Annotated in this window: 21 protein-coding genes and 2 pseudogenes; 15 read left to right on the top strand and 8 right to left on the bottom strand. The window is 42.0% G+C overall.

The genetic code is table 11. The features are described from left to right. Window positions 1-73: 73 nt before the first annotated feature. The 6 genes from MN200_RS15595 (at window position 74) to urtE (ending at window position 6488) form a co-directional block, all read left to right on the top strand. Window positions 74-475 (top strand): hypothetical protein, encoded by a 402-nt coding sequence (locus tag MN200_RS15595; RefSeq protein ID WP_058870534.1) that lies wholly within the window; start codon window positions 74-76, stop codon window positions 473-475. A 398-nt stretch (window positions 476-873) separates the two neighbouring features. Further along, window positions 874-2157 carry an urea ABC transporter substrate-binding protein gene (urtA, locus tag MN200_RS15590; protein ID WP_058870533.1) on the top strand — a complete coding sequence of 428 codons (1284 nt, stop codon included), beginning with the start codon at window positions 874-876 and terminating at the stop codon, window positions 2155-2157. A gap of 97 nt (window positions 2158-2254) precedes the next feature. Continuing rightward, window positions 2255-3886, top strand: a complete 1632-nt coding sequence (gene urtB / locus MN200_RS15585) for an urea ABC transporter permease subunit UrtB (protein ID WP_058870532.1) — start codon at window positions 2255-2257, stop codon at window positions 3884-3886. Window positions 3887-3890: 4 nt separating this feature from the next. Then, on the top strand, window positions 3891-4964 hold the full coding sequence (urtC, locus tag MN200_RS15580; protein ID WP_005401483.1) for an urea ABC transporter permease subunit UrtC: 1074 nt from the start codon (window positions 3891-3893) through the stop codon (window positions 4962-4964). Next, entirely contained in the window at window positions 4961-5779 is an 819-nt protein-coding gene (gene urtD / locus MN200_RS15575; protein ID WP_058870531.1) for an urea ABC transporter ATP-binding protein UrtD, read from the top strand. Before urtC ends, urtD begins: the two co-directional genes overlap by 4 nt. A 10-nt stretch (window positions 5780-5789) precedes the next feature. Then, a complete protein-coding gene (gene urtE / locus MN200_RS15570; protein ID WP_058870530.1) occupies window positions 5790-6488 on the top strand; it encodes an urea ABC transporter ATP-binding subunit UrtE in 699 nt (232 codons plus the stop codon). 81 nt (window positions 6489-6569) lie between these two features. Here the strand turns inward: urtE and MN200_RS15565 are convergent, their stop codons facing one another. Further along, a complete protein-coding gene (locus MN200_RS15565) occupies window positions 6570-7277 on the bottom strand; it encodes a phospholipase D family protein (protein ID WP_058870529.1) in 708 nt (235 codons plus the stop codon). A 354-nt stretch (window positions 7278-7631) separates the two neighbouring features. Between MN200_RS15565 and MN200_RS15560 the strand changes: the two genes are divergently transcribed. Next, entirely contained in the window at window positions 7632-8138 is a 507-nt protein-coding gene (locus MN200_RS15560; protein ID WP_058870527.1) for a DUF1877 family protein, read from the top strand. Here the strand turns inward: MN200_RS15560 and MN200_RS15555 are convergent. From MN200_RS15555 to MN200_RS15545, 3 genes and pseudogenes are all read right to left on the bottom strand, one after another. Further along, window positions 8127-8681: a GNAT family N-acetyltransferase gene (locus MN200_RS15555; protein ID WP_058870526.1), complete on the bottom strand. Its 555-nt coding sequence runs from the start codon at window positions 8679-8681 to the stop codon at window positions 8127-8129. The genes MN200_RS15560 and MN200_RS15555 overlap by 12 nt on opposite strands. A gap of 49 nt (window positions 8682-8730) precedes the next feature. Continuing rightward, the gene (locus tag MN200_RS15550; protein ID WP_058870525.1) at window positions 8731-9480 is read right to left on the bottom strand and encodes an outer membrane protein OmpK; all 750 of its coding nucleotides are present in this window, start codon (window positions 9478-9480) and stop codon (window positions 8731-8733) included. Between the two features lie 153 nt (window positions 9481-9633). Further along, window positions 9634-9840 (bottom strand): annotated as a pseudogene (locus tag MN200_RS15545) (purine permease); the annotation flags it as partial. 329 nt (window positions 9841-10169) lie between these two features. Between MN200_RS15545 and MN200_RS15540 the strand changes: the two are divergent. From MN200_RS15540 to MN200_RS15520, 5 genes are all read left to right on the top strand, one after another. After that, the gene (locus MN200_RS15540) at window positions 10170-10544 is read left to right on the top strand and encodes an HPF/RaiA family ribosome-associated protein (RefSeq protein ID WP_004691760.1); all 375 of its coding nucleotides are present in this window, start codon (window positions 10170-10172) and stop codon (window positions 10542-10544) included. A gap of 139 nt (window positions 10545-10683) precedes the next feature. Then, window positions 10684-11226 carry a hypothetical protein gene (locus MN200_RS15535; RefSeq protein ID WP_004978318.1) on the top strand — a complete coding sequence of 181 codons (543 nt, stop codon included), beginning with the start codon at window positions 10684-10686 and terminating at the stop codon, window positions 11224-11226. Window positions 11227-11240: 14 nt separating this feature from the next. Continuing rightward, window positions 11241-12011 carry a transporter gene (locus MN200_RS15530; RefSeq protein ID WP_058870524.1) on the top strand — a complete coding sequence of 257 codons (771 nt, stop codon included), beginning with the start codon at window positions 11241-11243 and terminating at the stop codon, window positions 12009-12011. A gap of 19 nt (window positions 12012-12030) precedes the next feature. Further along, on the top strand, window positions 12031-13857 hold the full coding sequence (gene dsbD, locus MN200_RS15525; RefSeq protein WP_058870523.1) for a protein-disulfide reductase DsbD: 1827 nt from the start codon (window positions 12031-12033) through the stop codon (window positions 13855-13857). A 17-nt stretch (window positions 13858-13874) separates the two neighbouring features. Next, a complete protein-coding gene (locus MN200_RS15520) occupies window positions 13875-14513 on the top strand; it encodes a glutathione S-transferase family protein (RefSeq protein WP_058870522.1) in 639 nt (212 codons plus the stop codon). Here MN200_RS15520 and MN200_RS15515 read toward each other — a convergent pair. After that, window positions 14510-15742: pseudogene (locus MN200_RS15515) on the bottom strand (GGDEF domain-containing protein). The gene MN200_RS15520 and the pseudogene MN200_RS15515 overlap by 4 nt on opposite strands. 246 nt (window positions 15743-15988) lie before the next feature. Between MN200_RS15515 and MN200_RS15510 the strand changes: the two are divergent. Next, window positions 15989-16555 carry an NAD(P)H-dependent oxidoreductase gene (locus MN200_RS15510; protein WP_058870521.1) on the top strand — a complete coding sequence of 189 codons (567 nt, stop codon included), beginning with the start codon at window positions 15989-15991 and terminating at the stop codon, window positions 16553-16555. Between the two features lie 72 nt (window positions 16556-16627). On the opposite strand, the gene MN200_RS15505 is transcribed toward MN200_RS15510, so the two are convergent. Continuing rightward, on the bottom strand, window positions 16628-17539 hold the full coding sequence (locus MN200_RS15505; RefSeq protein WP_058870520.1) for an alpha/beta hydrolase: 912 nt from the start codon (window positions 17537-17539) through the stop codon (window positions 16628-16630). Between the two features lie 155 nt (window positions 17540-17694). Between MN200_RS15505 and MN200_RS15500 the strand changes: the two genes are divergently transcribed. Next, on the top strand, window positions 17695-18132 hold the full coding sequence (locus MN200_RS15500; RefSeq protein ID WP_005401494.1) for a DUF2147 domain-containing protein: 438 nt from the start codon (window positions 17695-17697) through the stop codon (window positions 18130-18132). Window positions 18133-18181: 49 nt separating this feature from the next. Here the strand turns inward: MN200_RS15500 and MN200_RS15495 are convergent, their stop codons facing one another. Both MN200_RS15495 and MN200_RS15490 read right to left on the bottom strand, forming a co-directional pair. Continuing rightward, window positions 18182-18532 carry a Spx/MgsR family RNA polymerase-binding regulatory protein gene (locus tag MN200_RS15495; RefSeq protein ID WP_058870519.1) on the bottom strand — a complete coding sequence of 117 codons (351 nt, stop codon included), beginning with the start codon at window positions 18530-18532 and terminating at the stop codon, window positions 18182-18184. A 451-nt stretch (window positions 18533-18983) separates the two neighbouring features. Further along, window positions 18984-19802 carry an exodeoxyribonuclease III gene (locus tag MN200_RS15490; RefSeq protein WP_062031929.1) on the bottom strand — a complete coding sequence of 273 codons (819 nt, stop codon included), beginning with the start codon at window positions 19800-19802 and terminating at the stop codon, window positions 18984-18986. Between the two features lie 39 nt (window positions 19803-19841). Here MN200_RS15490 and pyrE point away from each other — a divergent pair, with 39 nt between their 5' ends. Continuing rightward, complete coding sequence (gene pyrE, locus MN200_RS15485) at window positions 19842-20492, top strand: orotate phosphoribosyltransferase (RefSeq protein ID WP_004691742.1); 651 nt, start codon at window positions 19842-19844, stop codon at window positions 20490-20492. Window positions 20493-20494: the final 2 nt, after the last annotated feature.

Here is a 20494-nt window from a genome sequence, read left to right as displayed (position 1 = left end):
ATTGATAAGCCTGCGTAAAGTGGGCTTATCTATTATGATGACTAAAAACTAAATTGGCTTTAAGAGAATAAAAATGGAATATCAAGAAAAACATTTAGCGGAAAATATACGAAATGATATGGGCATGAATGAAGAAGAATTACAGGAAATGCGTGAAGCTGATGTGGATGATGAAACACTACATGCCTTAAGCTTAGCAGGGCGTGTCGAATGGAAAAAAAGAATTTTGTATTATGCCAATTTATTAAATTCTCAGATGAAAAAAATTTTAGACAATGAGTTAGCACTAGGTAATCGAATCAGTGATGCACATTGTGATTATCCTGAACAAGGCTCAATACACGTTACCCTTGCTGAAAAGTTTAAAGGAAATTATAAAGAACAAAATGTTAAATATACGAAAGGTAATGATCCACATTATTGGTTTGAAGATTACACATCACTAAATCAACCTAGGCATATGATTCTGCATTAAATGAATAAATTGTGTTATTTGAACACTTTTAATCTAAAAATAAAAAGCCCGTACATTGCGGGCTTTTTGCTGCGCAGATGGGCAATAAAATTGCGCTTAATCTGTGCACAATTTTTCAGATCAATCGATTGAATTAGGCGAAATGAATTGATTTGGAACACATGATGTATACAAGTTTGTATGCAGAAAAGTAGCCATTTGGGCGCAAATCCACCTAAAATGCAGTGCATTTAAAAATTAATAAGTAATTGATAAATATTAAAATAATTAAAATTTTTACAATGATTTTTACATCATAAAACCCTGCTTGGCATAGAAATTGAATTGGCACTCATAGCGCGAATAACAATCATGCATTGCAAAATGCACCCTAAGTTTCAAGTTTGGAGAAAATCAAGATGTTCCAACAAAAATTACTCACGAAAACATTCCTTGCAACTGCAATGATGGGGACTATTACTTTGACAGGTTGTTCAAAACCTGCGGAGAAAGCGGAAACAGCAACGTCTGAGCCAGCAGCGGCAGTGAGCAGTGGTGACACTATCAAAGTCGGAATTTTGCACTCGCTCTCAGGCACCATGGCAATTTCTGAAACCTCACTCAAAGATACGGCCTTGATGACCATCAATGAAATTAATGCCAATGGTGGGGTGCTGGGTAAAAAATTAGAACCTGTAGTAGTGGACCCAGCATCTGATTGGCCTTTATTTGCTGAAAAAGCACGACAACTCATTACCCAAGATAAAGTGGCAGTAATTTTTGGCGCATGGACATCGGTATCGCGTAAGTCAGTGTTACCTGTGGTAGAAGAGTTGAATGGTTTATTGTTCTATCCCGTGCAGTATGAAGGGCAGGAGCAGTCGAAAAATATTTTCTATACAGGCGCCGCACCGAACCAACAGGCGATTCCTGCGGTGGAATATTTGATGAGCGAAGAGGGCGGTAAAGCAGAGCGCTTTGTTCTACTCGGTACGGATTATGTCTACCCACGTACCACCAATAAAATCTTACGTGCGTTTTTGAAGTCCAAAGGTGTGGCCGATGCTGACATCATGGAAGAGTACACGCCCTTTGGTCATAGTAACTATCAAACCATTGTTGGTAATGTGAAGAAATTTGCTGCAGGTAAGAAAACCGCGGTCATTTCAACCATCAATGGTGATTCTAACGTACCGTTCTATCGTGAGCTAGGCAACCAAGGCATTAAAGCTTCGGATATTCCAGTCATGGCTTTCTCTGTGGGTGAAGAAGAACTCCGTGGTATTGATACCAAACCATTGGTTGGACATTTGGCTGCTTGGAACTATTTCATGTCGGTGAAAAACCCGACCAATACTGAATTTGTCAATAAAATGAAGCAGTATGCAGTGGAATATAAACTGCCGAATGCTGACAAAATCGTGACCAATGACCCGATGGAAGCCACCTATGTGGGCATTAATATGTGGAAGCAAGCGGTTGAAAAGGCAGGCAGTACTGATGTTGATAAAGTTCGCGTTGCGATGGCTGGTCAAGAGTTCAAAGCACCATCAGGCTATACCTTAAAAATGGATGCTGAAAATCATCATCTACAAAAACCAGTGATGATTGGTGAAATTCGAGGTGATGGTCAGTTTGACGTGGTCTATAAAACACCAAATGTGATTAAGGCGGAACCTTGGAGTCCGTACATTCCTAAATAATTGTCTTAAGCGTTGAGCCTGCTGCGATTGCTGTGGGCTTTTCAGTAAGCACATCCCGATGGGGGGATGTTTTAAGCAAGCTTAAGGAAGTCATATTATGAATCTTAAATTTTTTTGTGCTGCACTGCTGTGCGCAATGGCACAGCTCGTGAGTAGCAGTATTTGGGCTGAAGAGGCGCAACTTTCTGCTCAGACCCAAAGCGTATCAGCATCAAATGATACGATTCAACGTTTTGTCAAAGCTGAGTTTGCTGAGCGCCGTGCCATGCTCAACCAATGGCCGGGGACGATTGAAGAATTTGATCGATTGGTGGCACTGATCGACAGTGATGAGCTGTATCGGGATAGTGCAGGCACGACGTATATCTTAAAAAATAATGAAAAATTATTGCGTTATCCCGATGAGCAAGTGATTGAAACTTGGCCGGGGGATTTGTCTCAGGTCACTTTGGTCAACACTTTACGTAAAGCCTTAAACTTTGGGCAGGCACAGGCCAAATTAAAATCTGAAGAATCTGCCCAACGTTTAGCAGCCATTGATATTTTAGAAAATAATCTGTCTGAACTGAATGTTGCGCAGATTAATCAGCTCTATCTGCATGAACAAAATAATAAAGTTAAACAGCGCTTGGCACAGCTTAAAGCACGCCTCGACTTTGAAAGTCCAGATGTTTTAGTCCAAATTCAGGCTGCTAAAGTCCTTACCGATTCCAATCGTCCCGAGGTGCTGGCACTGGTTGAGCAAGCTTTAACTCAATCAAATTTGAACCCAGAACTTAAAGCCGTGTTGGTGGATGCCAAAAGTCAGATTAAAACACGGATTCAGGTCAGTGAATGGGCAGGGCATGTATTTTCTGGTTTCAGTACAGCCAGTATTTTACTGCTAGCAGCGCTCGGTTTAGCCATCACTTATGGCCTGCTTGGTGTGATTAATATGGCGCATGGTGAGTTGATTATGATTGGGGCCTATACCACCTATGTGGTGCAAAGCCTGTTTAAGACTTATTTAGGTAGTTATGTCGATTGGTATTTAATTGCAGCTATTCCTGCAGCCTTTTTGGTGAGCGCCTTAATTGGCATGTTGATTGAACGGACGGTGATTCGTCCACTGTACGGTCGTCAGCTTGAAACCTTGTTGGCCACTTTTGGGGTCAGTCTGATTTTGATGCAATTGGTGCGGATGATTTTTGGCGCACAAAATGTTGAAGTCTCGAATATTTCTTGGTTATCGGGGGGGATAGCGCTGAGTCCAAGTTTGATGCTGCCGTATAACCGGATTGCCATTATTGTGTTTACGGTTGCGGTGCTACTGCTGTTGGTTTACCTACTCAATAAAACCCGCTTTGGTCTGTTTGTACGTGCCGTAACACAAAACCGTCAAATGGCACGTGCTGTCGGTATTCGCTCTAGCCGTATCGATATGTTGGCCTTTGGGCTGGGTTCTGGGCTGGCTGGTCTAGCAGGCTGTGCCTTAGCACAGGTGGGCAATGTTGGGCCTGATTTGGGTCAGAACTACATTATCGATGCTTTCTTGGTTGTTGTTGTGGGTGGTGTTGGACAAGTTTGGGGAGCTGTGCTGGCGGCACTTGGTTTAGGGATCAGCGGTACGGTCCTTGAAATTGGGATGGGGGCTGTTCTTGCAAAAATTATTCTACTGGTTCTTGTGATTTTGTTTATTCAAAAACGTCCACAAGGTTTGTTTGCCATCAAAGGCCGTTTTGTGGAGTAAGCGCATGAAAATCACTTCTTTATTTTCCGATAAACCTTATAGTGCGCTCGCTATTGCGGTCTGCTTTGCGGTGATGTTGATCCTGCCTTGGTTACATTTACTACCAGTCGATTCAGCCTTTCATCTCTCTGCGTATTGGGTCACCTTGATTGGCAAAATCATGTGCTTGGCTTTGGTGGCTTTGGCGTTGGACTTGGTTTGGGGTTATGCAGGCATTTTAAGCCTAGGCCATGGCTTGTACTTTGCCCTTGGTGGCTACGCGTTTGGTATGTATCTGATGCGTCAGACAGCGGGTGACAGCCTGCCTGACTTTATGCGGTTTTTAAGCTGGACTGAACTGCCGTGGTATTGGGTGGGTAGCAATCATTTCTTATGGGCTTTGGCCTTGGTGGTGTTGGTGCCCGGTGTGGTGGCCTTCATCTTTGGTTTCTTTGCCTTTCGCTCCAAAATTAAAGGCGTGTATTTTTCGATTATTACGCAGGCCATGACATTTGCTGCGGCACTATTGTTTTTCCGCAATGAAACAGGCTTTGGCGGAAACAATGGGTTTACTGGCTTTAAGACCATTTTAGGCATGGACATCACTTCTGCACCCATGCGTGCCACCTTATGTTCCTTAACGGCTTTGGTGTTGATGCTGTGCTTTGTGGGTCTGCGTCATTTAATGAATAAACCCTACGGTCGTGTGCTGGGGGCAATTCGGGATAGTGAAAACCGCTTGCAGTACTTGGGTTACCGCACGTTGTGGTACAAGCTTTCTGCATGGGTGCTGTCCGCAGTGATTGCAGGGATTGCAGGAGCCTTGTATGTGCCTCAGGCTGGCATTATTAACCCGAGTGAAATGAACCCCGTCAATTCGATTGAAATGGCGGTATGGGTGGCTGCGGGTGGGCGTGGGACTTTGATTGGCCCAATTTTGGGTGCAGGGTTAATTAATGGCGTAAAAACCTATTTCACCGTGGCTTATCCAGAAGCATGGTTATTGATCTTGGGTGCTTTATTTATTGTGGTCACCATTTTCTTACCCAAAGGTGTCATTGGTCTATTTGACCGTTTTAAAAAGGAGCGTAGCGAATGAGTGAAATGATCCAACCTCATGGTGGCCATGCTTCAGACGGCTATGGACGTCCCAAAGAACAAGGCGCTGACTTCAGTCATGGGATTGCACTGTACTTGGAAAAAGTTAGTGTTTGGTTTGATGCTTTTCGTGCCTTAAATGATTTATCGCTATACATCCAAGAAGGGGAGCTACGCTGCATCATTGGGCCCAATGGGGCAGGTAAAACCACACTAATGGATGTGATTACGGGAAAAACCCGACCGACAGAAGGCTCTGCTTTTTTTGGGCAAAACTATGATTTGGCCAAGATGAGTACCGAGCAAATTGCGGAAGCAGGCATTGGCCGTAAATTTCAAAAACCAACGGTATTTGAAAACTTTACAGTGATGGAAAACCTACTACTAGCTGCACCCAAAGATAAGCGGGTGAAGAAAAGCTTTTTTAGCAAACTTGATCCAGATGCGCAGTTGGCTTTGGACGAGTCCTTAGCGCAAATTCGCCTAGAAGAATGGGTACATAAACCAGCGGGACTGTTGTCACATGGACAAAAACAATGGTTGGAAATCGGCATGTTGCTTATGCAACGTCCTAAGCTGATCCTACTCGATGAACCCGTGGCCGGTATGACCGATGCCGAAACGGAACGAACAGCTGAGCTATGTTTAGAGTTAAAGAAAAATCACACCTTGGTGGTGGTTGAACATGATATGAGCTTTATCGACACCATCAGTGAAAAAGTGACGGTACTGGCTCAAGGGGCGATCTTAGCCGAAGGTACATTGGCTGAGGTACAGGCCAATGAGGATGTGATTGAGAAATATTTAGGACGTTAAGGAGCCGACCATGTTAGAAGTCAAAGACGTCAATCAATTTTACGGTGGCAGTCATATTTTAAGAGATGTTTCATTTCAGGCCCCTGTGGGAGAGTGCTCCGTGGTGCTGGGGCGGAATGGCGTAGGGAAAACCACTTTACTGAAATGTTTAATGGGGATTTTACCGATCAAGTCCGGACAGATTTTACTTGATGGCAAGGACATTTCGAAAATGAGTCCCGAGCAACGCGTGCATGTAGGTTTGGCTTATGTGCCGCAAGGGCGTGATATTTTTTCAACCTTAACTGTCGAAGAAAATATCCTGATTGGCATGGCCAAGTTTAAGGGGGCGAAAACCCGAAAAGTACCTGAGCATTTGTATGAAATTTTCCCAATTTTAGATGAAATGAAGCACCGCCGAGGTGGGGATTTATCGGGTGGGCAGCAGCAGCAACTGGCGATTGCGCGTGCTTTAGCATCAGAGCCTCGGGTATTGATTTTGGATGAGCCTACAGAAGGCATTCAACCTTCTATTATCAAAGACATTGGTCGAGTGATTCGTAAACTGGCGGATGGCGGCGACATGGCGGTGGTTTTGGTCGAGCAGTTTTATGATTTTGCCGAGGAGCTGGCCGATGCATATACCGTCATGGCCCGTGGACAAGTGATTGCGCAAGGGGCAGGCTGTGAAATGCCTGCAAAAGGTATTCGAGAATTGGTAGCGATTTAAGCTTTTTTATTCTCCCCCTCTTCCAAAGGGAGAGGGGGAAGCCTCCCTTTTAAAAGGGAGGTTTGGAGGGATTTATTGTTTTTAAATCTCAGTATTTTCATCCCATAAAAAATAAATACCATACTGACCAGTTCGGAACTCACCACCAATAGCTTTTCCTGAATCGGTAAGAAAATGTTTTCCATTTTCTGTAAGGTTTAAATAGCCTTTATTGACTAATTTTTCTAATAAGTCTGGGGTTTTAATTCCAACTTTTGCTGCGAGTTTTGCAGTCGTTAGTTTGGTAAAAATTATTTCTTCTTCGCTTTCTTTCATCTCTGAAACTGGAGAAGCTTCAGCTTTTACTTCATCTAGAGTAATACGTACTTCATCACTAATACGGATAATCCTTTGAGCTTCCTCATAAGCATCTTTGAAGACTTCATTATCTTCATACTTACGGACTAAGATCCCCATTTCATTGTTATTGACTTGGCTGAACTCATAAAGGTTTAGACTTGAAATAATACATTCACTTTCATTGATATAGCATTTTGCATGTAAGTTTTTGCAAAAGCTAACGCGAACATAATCCAATTTTTGCATCCATTTAATTTCGTCTGGGTGTAAATCACTTTTTCCATAGACAATACGAATGTCAATTTTGAGACGATCTTTATCTTCGAGTAATTCCTTAATTCGGTCATTTAAACGGAGATAAGGACTAATTAAAATAAGGCGTTCTTTTGCATTTTTGATGAGTTCTTCAAGAAAAAAATTAGTACCACTTGTATTTAAAAATTTTGCCATTTATCCCTCTGATTATTTTGAATAATTAAATGAGATATTAACGCATAAATACTTGGTTAGGGATGATCTAGACGTGTAATTTGAATTTTTTCATCAAGCTGAAAAATATCACAATGATGTTCTGTCCTCTCCAATCAAAACCGAAAACTCCCTTGAGGGATTCGATTGTTTGAGTCTCAATATATACATTTGCTAGGAGGGGTAAATTATAGTCTGTGTTGGCCGGCCTTTGGGTTGGAAGTAAAGGTTGGTCGTCTTTAACTTTGTATGAAAAATTACTCATACAAATTGTTTGAGCAGTGTGCTTTTAGACGCGTTAAGCTAATGCAAAGCAACAACAATAAGAGCAGCCATATGGACACATTATTATTAAGTATTCCGCCCAATGCTTTGGAAACGTTGATTTTAGAATCTATTTCTGTCGACGATGTGCTGAATTCGGAGCACATCGAGTCACATCTGCTTTTAGGTAAAAACTGGAAAATCTTACAGACCTTATTGCAAGGCAGTTTTAAGTCTGGCACTTCATTACTAGCTTTGAGTGTACAAGCCGAGCATCACTTGGCAGAGCGCCAAAAACAACTTACAGAGGTACGTTATAACACCGCGGTGCGTGTGGTTGAAGTTCAAGAGGCTTTAGAAAAACTGGATATCGATGACTTTAAAAAACATATGCAAACCACGTGTTTGAAACGCTTAGAACAGGAACATGGCATCCAGACTGAATCGATTGAATTGCAATTTGCCGAGTTGAGTTTAGTCTTTGCTCAGCTGAGAAACTTTTATGAACATGCGGCCAAGCATACCTATGCCGTAATTAGCGTAACCAGTGACAATTTAGTCCCGGCCTCACTGATTTAACAGTAGTTGCATCAACACCAGATCACGCCATTGCCCAAACTTCTGTCCGACTTGGGGCATATAGCCAGTTTGTACAAAGCCAAACTTTTCATGTAAAGCAATTGAAGCCAGATTGGCGTGGTCAATTCCTGCAACCATGACATGCATGTGCTGCATTTTTGCTTGTTCAATCAAATAGGCTAAAAGCTGTTGACCTAAGCCCTGACGTGCATAGTTGGGTGAAATATAAATCGAGTGCTCAACGGTATAACGATAGCCTGAAAAATTACGGAAGGTGGCATAGTCTGCAAAGCCTGCAATGGCCTGCGTTTCTTGGTCTTCCACCACGCAAAATGGAAATTGGTTTTGTTGAAAGTGTAGTAGTTGTTTTTGGAAATGCGCTAAATCATAGGCATGTTCATTCCAAGTGGCCATGCCATGTAAAACTTCTGCATTATAAATATTTTGGATCTCGGGTAGATCATGTTCAGTGGCTGAACGAATGAGAAAAGACATGAAGGCAAGGTTGTATGCGTTGGGAGGGTTATCATGCTGCTTTTGCATAAAAAAAAGCAAGACAGAAGTCTTGCTTTTGGATATTCACAAAAGTGAATTAGAAGTGGTATTTGATTAATGCACTTACGTCATTTTGGTCTAAACCTTTGATGGCGTATTTGTTGTTCCAAACTGAGTGCTCAACACCCACATAAAGACGTGTATCTGGAGAAATGTGTTTACCTACATTCCATTTCCATTGAGTTGTCCAGTTTAACTCACTTGCATGAGTTGCATTTTCACCTGTTGACCAGTCAAGGAAGCCGTCAATAAGAAAATCTTCTGAGCCAAGTTTAACTGGGATACCGTAGGCAGCAGTCATTTGGTAGTCATCAGTAGTCCCTTTTTCATTGTCTGCTTTGTAGAAGTTAAGCTGAGCATATTGGAAATAAGGAATAGCAAGATCAAAACCAATACCATAGAGGTAGTTATTGAAGTCTGCACCTGGGTAGTTAGAGCTGTTCGCTTCCCATGTTCCTGCAATTAAAATATCTTTGATCGGACCAGCTTCTAATTTAGTCCCTGTCACTTCGCTTAAGCTTAAACGAGGAGAAAGCTCGAAATATGTGCTGTTTTCAAAGTCATTGTGAGCACGGTCAGCAAAGCCGAAAAAATCACCATATTTTAACTTAGCAGTATATTCTACAGTTGCAGTCGTTTGCTGGTTGTTGTCATCCATATTTACAGGATGAGCATAGTTTTCACCATATAAACCAGTGATGCTAAAGTCTTGCCAAATCGGCGCAGCTTGAGAAATTGCCGCAGCAGAAGATAATGCTACGAAAGCAGCAATTTGAGTCAGTTTCATGAATATTTCCCCAAAAAATCGGATACAGGATACCGATTATTAAGCAAAAATAAAGCCAAATTTGACGAACGTCATGGAAAATAGATATCAAAATGAGCCATTTTTTATACTTTTTTTACCAAATGGTTTAATGTTGCCTTTCAGGCATGACACTTAATTTGATATGGACCTTCTTGGAAAAAATGTTAGGTGATTGAATAATAAATTTAGCAATATCGACATGATACAGCTCGGGAAAATCCTAGAATGGAACAGGGTTTGCACTTATTTGGGGATGTTTGCAAAGAATGAATGATCGATGTTTGCGGTCATTCCTGCCGTAATTGAAGTTGTCATAATCATCAGGTTTTTTTGTTCATTCTAGCCAATGAAGTTATGTGAATAGCGAGAAGATGGAATCGAATCCATCTGTTTTTAGCCATGCAAGTAAGGGCTTGTCACAATAAGTATCCTTTTCATATTTTTTTAAAAATATCACTTGCATAATTTTCAGTTAGGCCCGATATTCAAAGGAGAAGGACACAGATCTGCAGACTCAAAAGTGTTCATCATTCAATCGATGGAGGTTACATTCCAAAGCAATTGAAGATGGTCGAATACTGTTAAAACAGTAAGTTACAAGTGTGCCAAGAGATAAAAATCTTCGTACAAAAAAGAGTCGAATAAAGAAAGAGAGAGGATGTTATTTTATGAACATAGAAATCCGTACAGATAAAAACATTCAAAATAGTGACCGTTTAATTAGTTATATACGCGAAGAGCTGAATCAAGAATTTCAACGTCACAGTGAGCGCATTACCCACTTTTCAGTGCATCTAAGTGATGCCAATAGCCATAAAGGCGGAGATGACGACATTCAATGTATGATTGAAGCGCGTCCAGCAGGTTTAAAACCCGTGGTTGTAAATCATAAAGGTCATAATGTCGATACTGCGATTCATGGTGCGATCGATCGCCTTAAACGTAGTTTAGAACATACCTTTGAAAAAAATGATAAACCACGTGCTGGCCAACCTGTATATGCAGATCAGGATGATGGCCTAGTTGATGATGAGGAAGATTAAACCTCACCGAATTTAAAAAAAGCCCCTCAATCAGGGGCTTTTTTAATGCTGGGCACTCACTTTTATCCAACATTACGGATAACAAATGTCCCGTTTATTCGGCATAATAGAATAAACTGAATTGAAGAGCGTCATCTCCATGTTAACCGCGCAACAACAAGCTTTCGTGCAAGCACTTGAAGAATTAGATCTTCAACAAGTTCAACGTCTATTGACCGATGGGTTAAGTCTCAATTTTATCGACCCTGAAAAAGGACCTGTGATTTCTGTTTGGTCAGATGGCTTATTCAAATGGTGGGAAGCGATTTGCGAAGCGTATGAAGCAGGTGCACCACTGTCAGAACAAGAAAAACAACAGACTCTAGCGGTACATTTAGACATTTTAGAACAACTGATTCATGGCAAAGCAAACTTGCATTTGTGGGATACAGAAGAAATTTATGGCCCACTTTGGGATGCTGCAAGTGCTGCATGTGCGCCCGCGGTCAAACGTTTATTGGATGAAAAAGTTGATCCAAACACCAAAGATGAAGATGGCTTAACTATTTTATCTTCAATTAGCGATTTATTCTTTGATTGTGAGTTTGACGAAATTAATTGGGCCGAAGCATTGGCTGAAGAAAAGCAAACTTTAGAGTTGCTTCGTCAGCATGGTGCAAAAATGACAAAAGAATTAGCTTAAACAGCGAGATCATCATGATGCAATTAAAACATTTAGGTTTATGTGTAGCCGCTGGGTTCAGTATGAATGTGATGGCTGCAGATTTTTCCTTTGACCGCCCAGGTTCGGGCATAGGGACAGGGATTACGCCTGTGGGGCGGTTGGCTTGGGAGCAGGGCTTGGCCAATGCGCACTATGCTGAATCGACCACGGCTGATGGTGAAAAAGTCAAAACCACCAGCTTAAATGCAGATATGTTATTGCGCACAGGTTTAGCTGAAAACATCGAATTGCAATTGGGTTGGGCTGGGCCCTCTTGGCAACAAATGAAAGTGGCAGGCAATAAGTCTGAAACAGATGGTTTGGGTGATGTCAGTGTGGGTGTGAAAGCGGCGATTCCTTTGGATGATGAACGCTTGACTATGGCGGTACTGGCTGAAGCGATTATTGCCACAGGTAATGATGGTTTCACCAATGAAGATGATATTTATAGTCTGTCATCTGTGGTGGCATACGATTATAGCGACCTCGTGTCGACATCCATCACTATGCGTTATGAAGTGCAAAATAGTGATTGGGCCATTTCTGCAATTCCGACTTTAGAATATCAATTTACCGATAAACTCAGCGGTTTTTCTGAATTGGTTTATCGTAAAGCAGAAAGTCAAGACAATGAATATGCGCTCGGTACAGGTGTCATGTATGCGGTGAATAATCGGATGCAGTTAGACGCAAGTATTGGTGTTGACTTAAATGGTTCAGATAAAAGTTATTATTCAGGACTTGGCGTTTCATACTTATTTTAATTAGAAAAAAGAACATATTATGAAAAAGCATCTTCATCTGAAAAAGGGGATGAGCGGCAAAACGTGGTATCTGGCACTGTCAGTATTGATCATCAATCTGTGTATCTGGGCCAGTATCCTAAACGTTCATGCGGAAACTCCACTTCTTTCAGCTGAAGATGCTTTTCCATTTACAGTGGAATCTACGACTGAACATACGGCTCAACTGCACTGGAATATTCCTGAACAGTATTATCTGTATCAGCACAAATTTGAAGTACAACAGGCAGGTCAGCCGCTCAAGCTTGAGCTACCTCCTGCGCATGATCTGTATGATGAAAACTATGGACACACCCAAGTTTATTATCAACAAGTGCAATTTGACTTAGACACGCAGGCTTCACAAACCTATAAGGTGACTTGGCAAGGCTGTGCCAAAGATCGCATTTGCTATCCGCCGCAAAGCATTGAGTTTAAAACGGATGTTAATGGCTTAGTCAGCCTACAAGACCAAGCAGGTGGATCAAAACGACTGTTAGATTTAGCCGCGCAATCGAATCCGCAATTTGAGCCGATCAACCCCACAGTCACTGCTGAACCCGCCGCAACAGCTTCCGATGCGATTGCTGCGCAAGACCAAATTTGGTCTGAAGAGTTAGCCAAAAGCTCATTGGCTTATGGTTTATTACTGTTCTTTGGCCTTGGGATATTACTCGCGTTTACGCCGTGTTCTTTACCGATGTTGCCGATTTTAACCTCTTTAATTATTCGCGATAGCAAAGGCCTGAAAGCATGGATGATTGCCTTGGTCTTTGTGTGCAGTATGGCCATGGTCTATGCCATTTTGGGCTTGGTGGCCTCATCAGCAGGTTTGAACTTCCAGCGTTGGTTACAACAGCCATCCACCCTGATTGCTTTTAGCATTCTTTTTGTTTTATTCGCGCTCAATCTATTTGGTTTGTTTGAACTTAAACTGCCGCAAGCCGTAGTGAATAAACTTGATCATATCCAGTCTATGCAAAAGGGTGGAAGCCTGATCAGTGCTGCGATTATGGGCATGATCTCTGCGCTGTTGGTTGGACCGTGTATGACTGCGCCTTTGGCAGGCGCTTTACTGTTTATTTCACAGACACAAAGCCAGTGGCAAGGGGCCATTTTGCTGTTCACCTTAGGCTTTGGTATGGGTACACCGCTGTTACTGGCAAGCGTACTGGGCGCTAAGGTATTGCCTCGTGCTGGGCTGTGGATGAATCAGGTTCGGGTATTCTTTGCTTTCATCATGTTGGCTTTGGCGTTGTATTTTGTACGTCCTTTGCTTTCTGAAACATGGATGCAAGCCCTGAGTCTGCTGCTAGGGTTAAGCTTTATCATCTATGTGTTGTATCGTTTGATGTGGTATAAAACTCAGTTGCGTATGCTGTATATCGTGGCTTTAGTTATTGGCGGGACGTACATTGCTTATAGCCAATATCAGCAGAGTCAGCGTTTCTTTGAAGCACCAGTGGCTTCATCTGCGCGTTGGCATGTGGCAGCGACGGCAGCGGAGTTTAAGCAGCTCTTGGCACAAGCACCAAAAGGTCAAAAGATCATTATCGATGTCTATGCGGATTGGTGTGTTGCTTGTCAGCCGATTGAACACCGTATATTAAAGTCTGCAACGGTACAGCAAGCGCTTGCGCCATATTATTTGATTAAATTGGATTTGAGTCATTACGATGCAACCCATCAAGTGCTTTTAAACCAGTGGGATATTTTAGGACCACCGACCTATTTATTCTTAGATGCCTCACAACAAGAAATTCGTGGTTTACGTTTAACCGGTGCATTTACTGAGGCTGAACTTTTAGCTCAATTACAACGTTTTTAACCTGAGGGAGAAGGGTGATGCAACGTTTATATATTGCCAATAAAAATTACTCCAGTTGGTCAATGCGAGCGTGGTTGGTCTTGACCGCATTTAACATCGATTTTGAAGAGGCACTGGTTCGCTTTGATGCGACAAACCCCAGTTTTAAAGAGCAACTGTCCCACATTCATGCCAATCCTAAAGTGCCCGTATTGGACGTGGGTGAATTTAAAATTTGGGACTCTTTAGCCATCTGTGAATATTTGGCCGAGCAAAATCCAGATTTAGCGCTGTGGCCTAAACTGGCTCATTTGAGAGCACAAGCACGTAGTATCAGTTGTGAAATGCACAGTAGTTTTATGGCACTACGCCAATTGTGCCCGATGAATATTCAAGCGCAGTACAGCATAGCTGAGGGGCAAGCTCTGTGGGCGCAGCATGCTGAATTAAGAGCAGATGTCGAACGAATTGAACAAATTTGGGCACATCGTGCAGATGAACATCCCTTTCTATTTGGTGATTTTTCTATAGCCGATGCCTTCTATGCCCCTGTAGTGATGCGCTTTAAGAGTTATGCACTGCCTGTATCTGAACGTAGCCAGCAGTATATGCAACACATTATGCAGCATCCTGCGGTCATAAAATGGGTTGACGCGGCACGGGCAGAAGCAGTTTAGTTGGATGAGATGTGCTGTGTGTCTGCACATGCGGCGCTATATTTGAGCTCACAGGAATTGATTTCCAGATAGCATTTGATTTGATTGCGTCCACTGGCTTTAGCGGCATAGAGTGCTTTGTCTGCTTGATCCAAAAGCTGTTGCGGTTTCAATTTATCCGTCGCTAGGGCAATGCCGAAACTGGCAGTAATGCGAATTGCACGTCCATCTTCATTTTGAATCACTAAATCTTCAATGGCTGCACGGCAACGTTCCGCAATTTGACGAGCTTTAAGGGCAGAAGACTGCTTTAAAATGAGTATAAATTCTTCACCCCCAAAACGGCCGACTACATCACTTTCACGCAAATGAAGGCCCAATTTTTGACTTACGGCAATCAGAACCGTATCTCCCATATGATGTCCAAATTGATCATTGATATTTTTAAAGTGGTCGAGGTCTAAAAGCACGATGGCATAGGGGCAATCTTTATCATGATGCAACTCATTTAAGCTTTGGTTAATACTGCGGCGGTTCAAGGCGTTGGTGAGTTGGTCGGTCTAACTTAAATGTTGAATCAGTCGCTCACGATGCCGCCATTGGCTGAGTAAGATTTCAAATAAAATCAGACAAGTGACAAGAATAGGGGTAATGAAATACAGCATTGAAAATAACCAAAACCCATTATAAAACAGCTTGCCGTTAATGGTGAAAAGTGGAGAGTAGGGCATGACATCTATAAAACTGAGATAGCCTGAGAAGACCAAAAAGCTGGTTGCTGGAATCAGCATGATATAAATGATTTTGCGTTTAAACAGGACTAAGCCCACGGTCAGCAAACAAATGTAGGCAATCATAGTCATTGGGCTTAATACGCCAACGAAATAACTGTCTTGGCAAAGAGAAATGACAAAAATGCCGATTGCGACATAGGGTAAAAAACGCTGCACCCAGACGCGATCATGTAGGGCATAGCAGGGATAAATCAGTCCTGACAAGGTCAGTAAAAAGATAGAGTTCAGTACAAATTGGATGCGTACAATATCGAGATTGACCACCTGCCAATATTGCGGGTTCAGTAGGATAAAGCTATCCCAACCGAGCCAAGCAACATGAATAATGCAAGCCAAAACCAACATCAGAATGCACTTTTTCAAGGTACTCCAATTCATGATGACTTCCTCTTCAAGTAGATAATGAGAAAGTTTGCTGTTGCTTAGCTGTTTAGATATTGAGAACCATGAACTCATTCAATCGTTTCATCCTTGATATATCCGCTTTATTTTTTAAATAATGTGATTGATTTCTTATACATTACTTTTAACATATCACAATCTTATAAAAAGACGGTATCAAAGGTGACGAACTGAGTATGTAGCTCAGAAGGGAAAGACCATTCTATTTTTAGAACATAGTGTTTTGAATAGGCCTATTATTCTAAGGATAATCTTATTTTAAAATGCAACTATTCAATAAAGATTATGTTGGAACATCCCATGAAAGTTTTACATATTGATTCAAGTATTATGGCGGATGCTTCTGTGTCTCGTCAGTTGAGCCAAGCCATTGTTTCGCAACTTAGCGAAAAGCATGCGCAAGTTGAGGTTGAATATTTGGATTTGGCAACGCAACCGATTCCACATTTAGACGCAGAAATTTTAATGGGTCAAAATGCAGAACAATCGGCTCTGGGCGAACGTATTATTCAACAGTACTTAGATGCGGACGTTGTTGTGATTGGTGCAGCGATGTATAACTTCGGGATTACGTCGACTTTAAAAGCATGGATTGACCGCATTAGTGTTGCAGGTCGTACTTTCAAATATACTGAAAATGGCCCTGTCGGTTTGGCTGGTGACAAGAAAGCCTATATTGCCAGTAGTCGCGGTGGTGTCTATGGTGAAAATAGTCCTGTTGACTTCCAAGAAAGCTTCTTAAAAACTGTCTTTAATTTTACTGGTGTGACCGATGTTGAAATCATTCGTGCTGAAGGCGTGAATATGGGTCCAGAGCTGAAAGACAAAGCCATTGAAGCAGCTTTAGCGCAGGTACAAGCAATCTAATAACAATAACTGTAGTTCCATGATTCCTCATTTGGTCAGCGTTCAGCTGACCTTTTTTTATGTGGAATGTGTCTAGTCTTGGTCGAGCGCTTGAGCAAACGTTGCTATGTCATGCAACGCCATTTTAGCTTCTGGAAACCATGCATTAAACATTTGAAAGTTATGCCACATGCCTGTGTATAGTTTAAATGTCACATCTACACCTGCCTTGGTCGCTTTATCTCTAAACCGCTGGGCATCGTCCAAGAGAATTTCTTTCGAACCGACTTGTACAAGGGTAGGCGGGAGGTCTGCTAAATCATCAAATAAGGGTGAAACGAGTGGGTCGGCGGGGTCGATTTGCTCTGGAACATAATAGTCGATGCCTGTTTCAAGGGCTTCGATGGATAAAAGTGCATCGAGCTTGCTGTTATAGCGAATAGATTCACTGGTTAAGCTTAAATCCAAAAATGGCGAAAGCAGAATCAGCCCACTGACTTGAGGGCGTTGCTCATCACGAATGCGCAGCGCCAAGGCTAGCGCTAAATTTGCACCACATGAATCCCCTGATAAAATAATATCTTTGGCTTGTATCCCTTGCTCCAATAACAGCAGATAAACATCAAACAGCGCATCAATGGCTTCAGGATAGGGGTGTTCGGGTGACAAAGGATAGTCAAGGTGAATGACTTGCATTTGTGTACTGGCTGCAAGGTCTGAGACAAACGCACGGTGGGTATTCATTGAACCTAAAAAGAAAGCTCCACCATGAATATGCAAAATGAGCTGAGTGGCTTCAGTTTCAGGTTTTAACTCTTCCGCACGCAGGCCTGCAAGACGTAGAGGACGAATCTGGATCGACTTATTGAGCGGAAAGGCACGACACATTTGTTCAAGAAGAAAACGCTGACTACTGGGTGGGAGACTAAAGCGACTTGGGGTTCGAATCGTGGTTTTTAAAAACTGCTCTGTAATGATTTGTTTCCATGGATCGGCAATCTTCATAGTTATTCCATTTTGTTATTTGTTTTACCTTGAGTTTGTGTATTTACCAACATAATTTACAAGGTTACACTAATTGGTCACATTGAAAAATTGAAAAATTGTTGTGACTTTTTAATAATGATAGTCGTCTATACTAGACTAGGGAAATGACAAAAATGAAAAAAATTGCACTTGCGTTAAGCGTACTAGGATTAACCGCTCTAGCTCATGCAGCAGATCCGCTGAATGGCACTGTTTGGAAAACGATTGATGACAAAACTAAACAAGCGAAAGCATTGGTTAAATTTACTGAGCAAAAAAATGGAACTTTAACTGCGAGTATTCAAGGTATTTTGACACCAGGTGAAGAAAATGCCTGTACCAAGTGTGAAGGCCCATACAAAAACAAATCGTTGAAAGGTTTAACGATTGTACATGGTCTGAAAAATGTGGGTGGTACAAGCTATGACGGTGGATCAATTTTAGATCCACAAACCGGTAAAACCTATAAATTAAAAGGCAACATTGCTGCTGGTGGTAAAAAACTAGAGCTTCGTGGTTATATTGGCGTGGCTGCACTTGGCCGTAACCAAACTTGGATTCGCGCGAACTAATCCCATCCAACAAAAAAAGCCGAGCAATTGCTCGGCTTTTTTTGTTTTGTTATGCCTTTAGGGCACGAATTGCATCTTCATTGAAACCCACAATAAAACCCTTCGGGGTTGCAATCACGGGGCGCTTGATGAGGCTGTGATGGGTTGTGAGGGCATCAATCAGTCCTTGCTCTGAAGCTAAAGCAGTGTCTTGTTCTGCTTCAGTCAGCTTACGCCAAGTGGTACCTTTCTTATTCAGGACCACATCTGCCCCAATCTGATCGAGCCATGTTTTGACAGTCGTAGCATCAATGCCTTGTTTTTTATAATCATGAAACTCGTACGCTAAACCTAACTCATTCAGTAGGTCGAATGCTTTTTTCATTGAATTACAATTTTTAATGCCATACACGTTTAACATGGAAAACCCTTCTGAATTTTAAGCTGGGTTTAGAGTAACGGAAAAAGCAGAGCAGCTCTAGTGTCGCGATTTAAGCCAATAGCGTCATCGTCTTGTCATAAAAGCGTTTTAGAATTAAATCAAAGAAAAATAGAATAAAAAAATAAAAAATATTAAAAAGTAGAGACTAAAAAAGAGAAAACCCGCATTTAATCATCCTGATCATGCGGGTCTCATTACAACGTCCATTGTCACATCCTTGAAAACCAACTATATCCATAGTTCGTTTTAATTTCATCCTACGGCGTCCTGTCCTTGTGCTGTCATCCTGACATCGTCCCTTTGCCGTGGAAACATAATGCACTGATTGATTGATCAGAAAAAGACTCAAAAAACGGCAGATAATGTAGGTTAAAAACTCATATCCAGTAAACAGTTGTTCACTGGATATGAGCTAAATATTTACATTTATCTAGATTTTGTAGTCAATAATGACAGGTGCATGGTCGCTAAACCATGTTTCTTTATAGACCCAAGCATTGACTGTACGGGCTTTCCAGTCAGGTGAGCACGCTTGATAGTCAATGCGCCAGCCCACGTTCTTCGCACGGGCTTGTCCACGGTTTGACCACCACGAATAAAGCTCAGCTTCTGGACGTACTTCACGGAAAGTATCGACATAGCCAAGTTCATCATAAATATGATCGAGCCAAGCGCGTTCGTGCGGTAAGCAGCCTGAGGCTTTTTGATTGCCTGACCAGTTTTTAATGTCGATGCGTTTATGCACGATGTTGTAGTCACCACAGACAATCACGGATTTATTTTCATCGCGCCATTGTTTCAAAATTTGTTTGTATTCTTCTAAGAAGTGGTCTTTACGTACTTGTGCCTCTTCACCAGAAGAACCCGATGGTAAATAGAGTGAACAAATATGCACGTTTTGGTCTAAGCCTAAGTCAAACTCAGCCGAAATAAAGCGGCCTTGAGAATCGGCTAATTCAAAACCAAGTCCATCAGTAACTGAAACAAATGGTAAACGGCTATAAATAGCAGTGCCAGCATACCCTGGACGTTCAGCAGGGAACAGGTGAGTATGCCAGCCTTCAGGTTTAAATTTATCGGTCCATTGTTCGTGGGTGATGCGAGATTCTTGCATGCAAATCACATCAGCATCTGATGTGGCAATCCAATCAAAAATCCCTTTTTTTTCTGCAGAACGTAGACCATTTACGTTAATTGAAACCACACGTAAAATTTTTTGATCACTTGGATAGCTACTCTTTGGTATCATGCGCAAGTCTTACCTCAATTTGAAAATACGGAGCACCGCATGACAACGCAAGCGACATTTAACCCTCAAGCTTTTATCGAACTCGCATTATCACGTGGCGTGCTTAAATTTGGTGAGTTTACTTTAAAATCGGGTCGTGTGAGTCCTTATTTTTTTAATGCAGGTCTACTCAATGACGGTGAAGCCTTGTCATTACTGGCATCTGGCTATGCAGCCAAACTGACAGAATGCAACAATGTTGAGGTGGTCTTTGGTCCTGCGTACAAAGGGATTCCTTTTGTTGCTGCAACAGCGGTGGCCTTGTCACAAAATCATGGGGTGAGTGTGCCTTGGGGTTTCAACCGTAAAGAAGCCAAAGATCATGGTGAAGGCGGGGTCTTGGTTGGTGCGTCCGTTGCAGGCAAAAAAGTCTGGATTATTGATGACGTGATTACTGCGGGTACAGCGATCCGTGAAGTGGTCACCATTTTGAAAAATGCAGGTGCGCAGATTGCAGGTGTGTTGGTTGCATTAGACCGTCAAGAAAAAGGTCAAGGTGAACTGTCTGCGATTCAAGAAGTCCAAAAAGAATTGGAAATTCCTGTGCATGCACTGGTGACCATGAAAGATTTGATGAATTATTTAGAGGCTAAAGGTGAAACAGAAGCTTTAGCAAAAATGGAAGCCTATCGCGTGAAATATGGCGTCTAAAC

It is taken from the genome of Acinetobacter sp. LUNF3 (assembly GCF_022699605.1).
GTDB lineage: Bacteria > Pseudomonadota > Gammaproteobacteria > Pseudomonadales > Moraxellaceae > Acinetobacter > Acinetobacter johnsonii.
This window is presented reverse-complemented; position numbering and strand designations above follow the sequence as displayed.

Excerpts from the sequence above, each read along its gene's own strand:
- dsbD (WP_058870523.1), top strand. The coding sequence starts at position 12,031 with ATGAAAAAGCATCTTCATCTGAAAAAGGGGATGAGCGGCAAAACGTGG.
- urtC (WP_005401483.1), top strand. The coding sequence starts at position 3,891 with ATGAAAATCACTTCTTTATTTTCCGATAAACCTTATAGTGCGCTCGCT.
- MN200_RS15595 (WP_058870534.1), top strand. The coding sequence starts at position 74 with ATGGAATATCAAGAAAAACATTTAGCGGAAAATATACGAAATGATATG.
- urtD (WP_058870531.1), top strand. The coding sequence starts at position 4,961 with ATGAGTGAAATGATCCAACCTCATGGTGGCCATGCTTCAGACGGCTAT.
- MN200_RS15565 (WP_058870529.1), bottom strand. The coding sequence starts at position 7,277 with ATGGCAAAATTTTTAAATACAAGTGGTACTAATTTTTTTCTTGAAGAA.
- MN200_RS15490 (WP_062031929.1), bottom strand. The coding sequence starts at position 19,802 with ATGATACCAAAGAGTAGCTATCCAAGTGATCAAAAAATTTTACGTGTG.
- MN200_RS15535 (WP_004978318.1), top strand. The coding sequence starts at position 10,684 with ATGTTAACCGCGCAACAACAAGCTTTCGTGCAAGCACTTGAAGAATTA.
- MN200_RS15505 (WP_058870520.1), bottom strand. The coding sequence starts at position 17,539 with ATGAAGATTGCCGATCCATGGAAACAAATCATTACAGAGCAGTTTTTA.
- pyrE (WP_004691742.1), top strand. The coding sequence starts at position 19,842 with ATGACAACGCAAGCGACATTTAACCCTCAAGCTTTTATCGAACTCGCA.
- urtE (WP_058870530.1), top strand. The coding sequence starts at position 5,790 with ATGTTAGAAGTCAAAGACGTCAATCAATTTTACGGTGGCAGTCATATT.
- MN200_RS15495 (WP_058870519.1), bottom strand. The coding sequence starts at position 18,532 with ATGTTAAACGTGTATGGCATTAAAAATTGTAATTCAATGAAAAAAGCA.
- MN200_RS15500 (WP_005401494.1), top strand. The coding sequence starts at position 17,695 with ATGAAAAAAATTGCACTTGCGTTAAGCGTACTAGGATTAACCGCTCTA.
- MN200_RS15520 (WP_058870522.1), top strand. The coding sequence starts at position 13,875 with ATGCAACGTTTATATATTGCCAATAAAAATTACTCCAGTTGGTCAATG.
- MN200_RS15530 (WP_058870524.1), top strand. The coding sequence starts at position 11,241 with ATGATGCAATTAAAACATTTAGGTTTATGTGTAGCCGCTGGGTTCAGT.
- MN200_RS15550 (WP_058870525.1), bottom strand. The coding sequence starts at position 9,480 with ATGAAACTGACTCAAATTGCTGCTTTCGTAGCATTATCTTCTGCTGCG.
- MN200_RS15560 (WP_058870527.1), top strand. The coding sequence starts at position 7,632 with ATGGACACATTATTATTAAGTATTCCGCCCAATGCTTTGGAAACGTTG.
- MN200_RS15510 (WP_058870521.1), top strand. The coding sequence starts at position 15,989 with ATGAAAGTTTTACATATTGATTCAAGTATTATGGCGGATGCTTCTGTG.
- urtB (WP_058870532.1), top strand. The coding sequence starts at position 2,255 with ATGAATCTTAAATTTTTTTGTGCTGCACTGCTGTGCGCAATGGCACAG.
- urtA (WP_058870533.1), top strand. The coding sequence starts at position 874 with ATGTTCCAACAAAAATTACTCACGAAAACATTCCTTGCAACTGCAATG.
- MN200_RS15540 (WP_004691760.1), top strand. The coding sequence starts at position 10,170 with ATGAACATAGAAATCCGTACAGATAAAAACATTCAAAATAGTGACCGT.
- MN200_RS15555 (WP_058870526.1), bottom strand. The coding sequence starts at position 8,681 with ATGCAAAAGCAGCATGATAACCCTCCCAACGCATACAACCTTGCCTTC.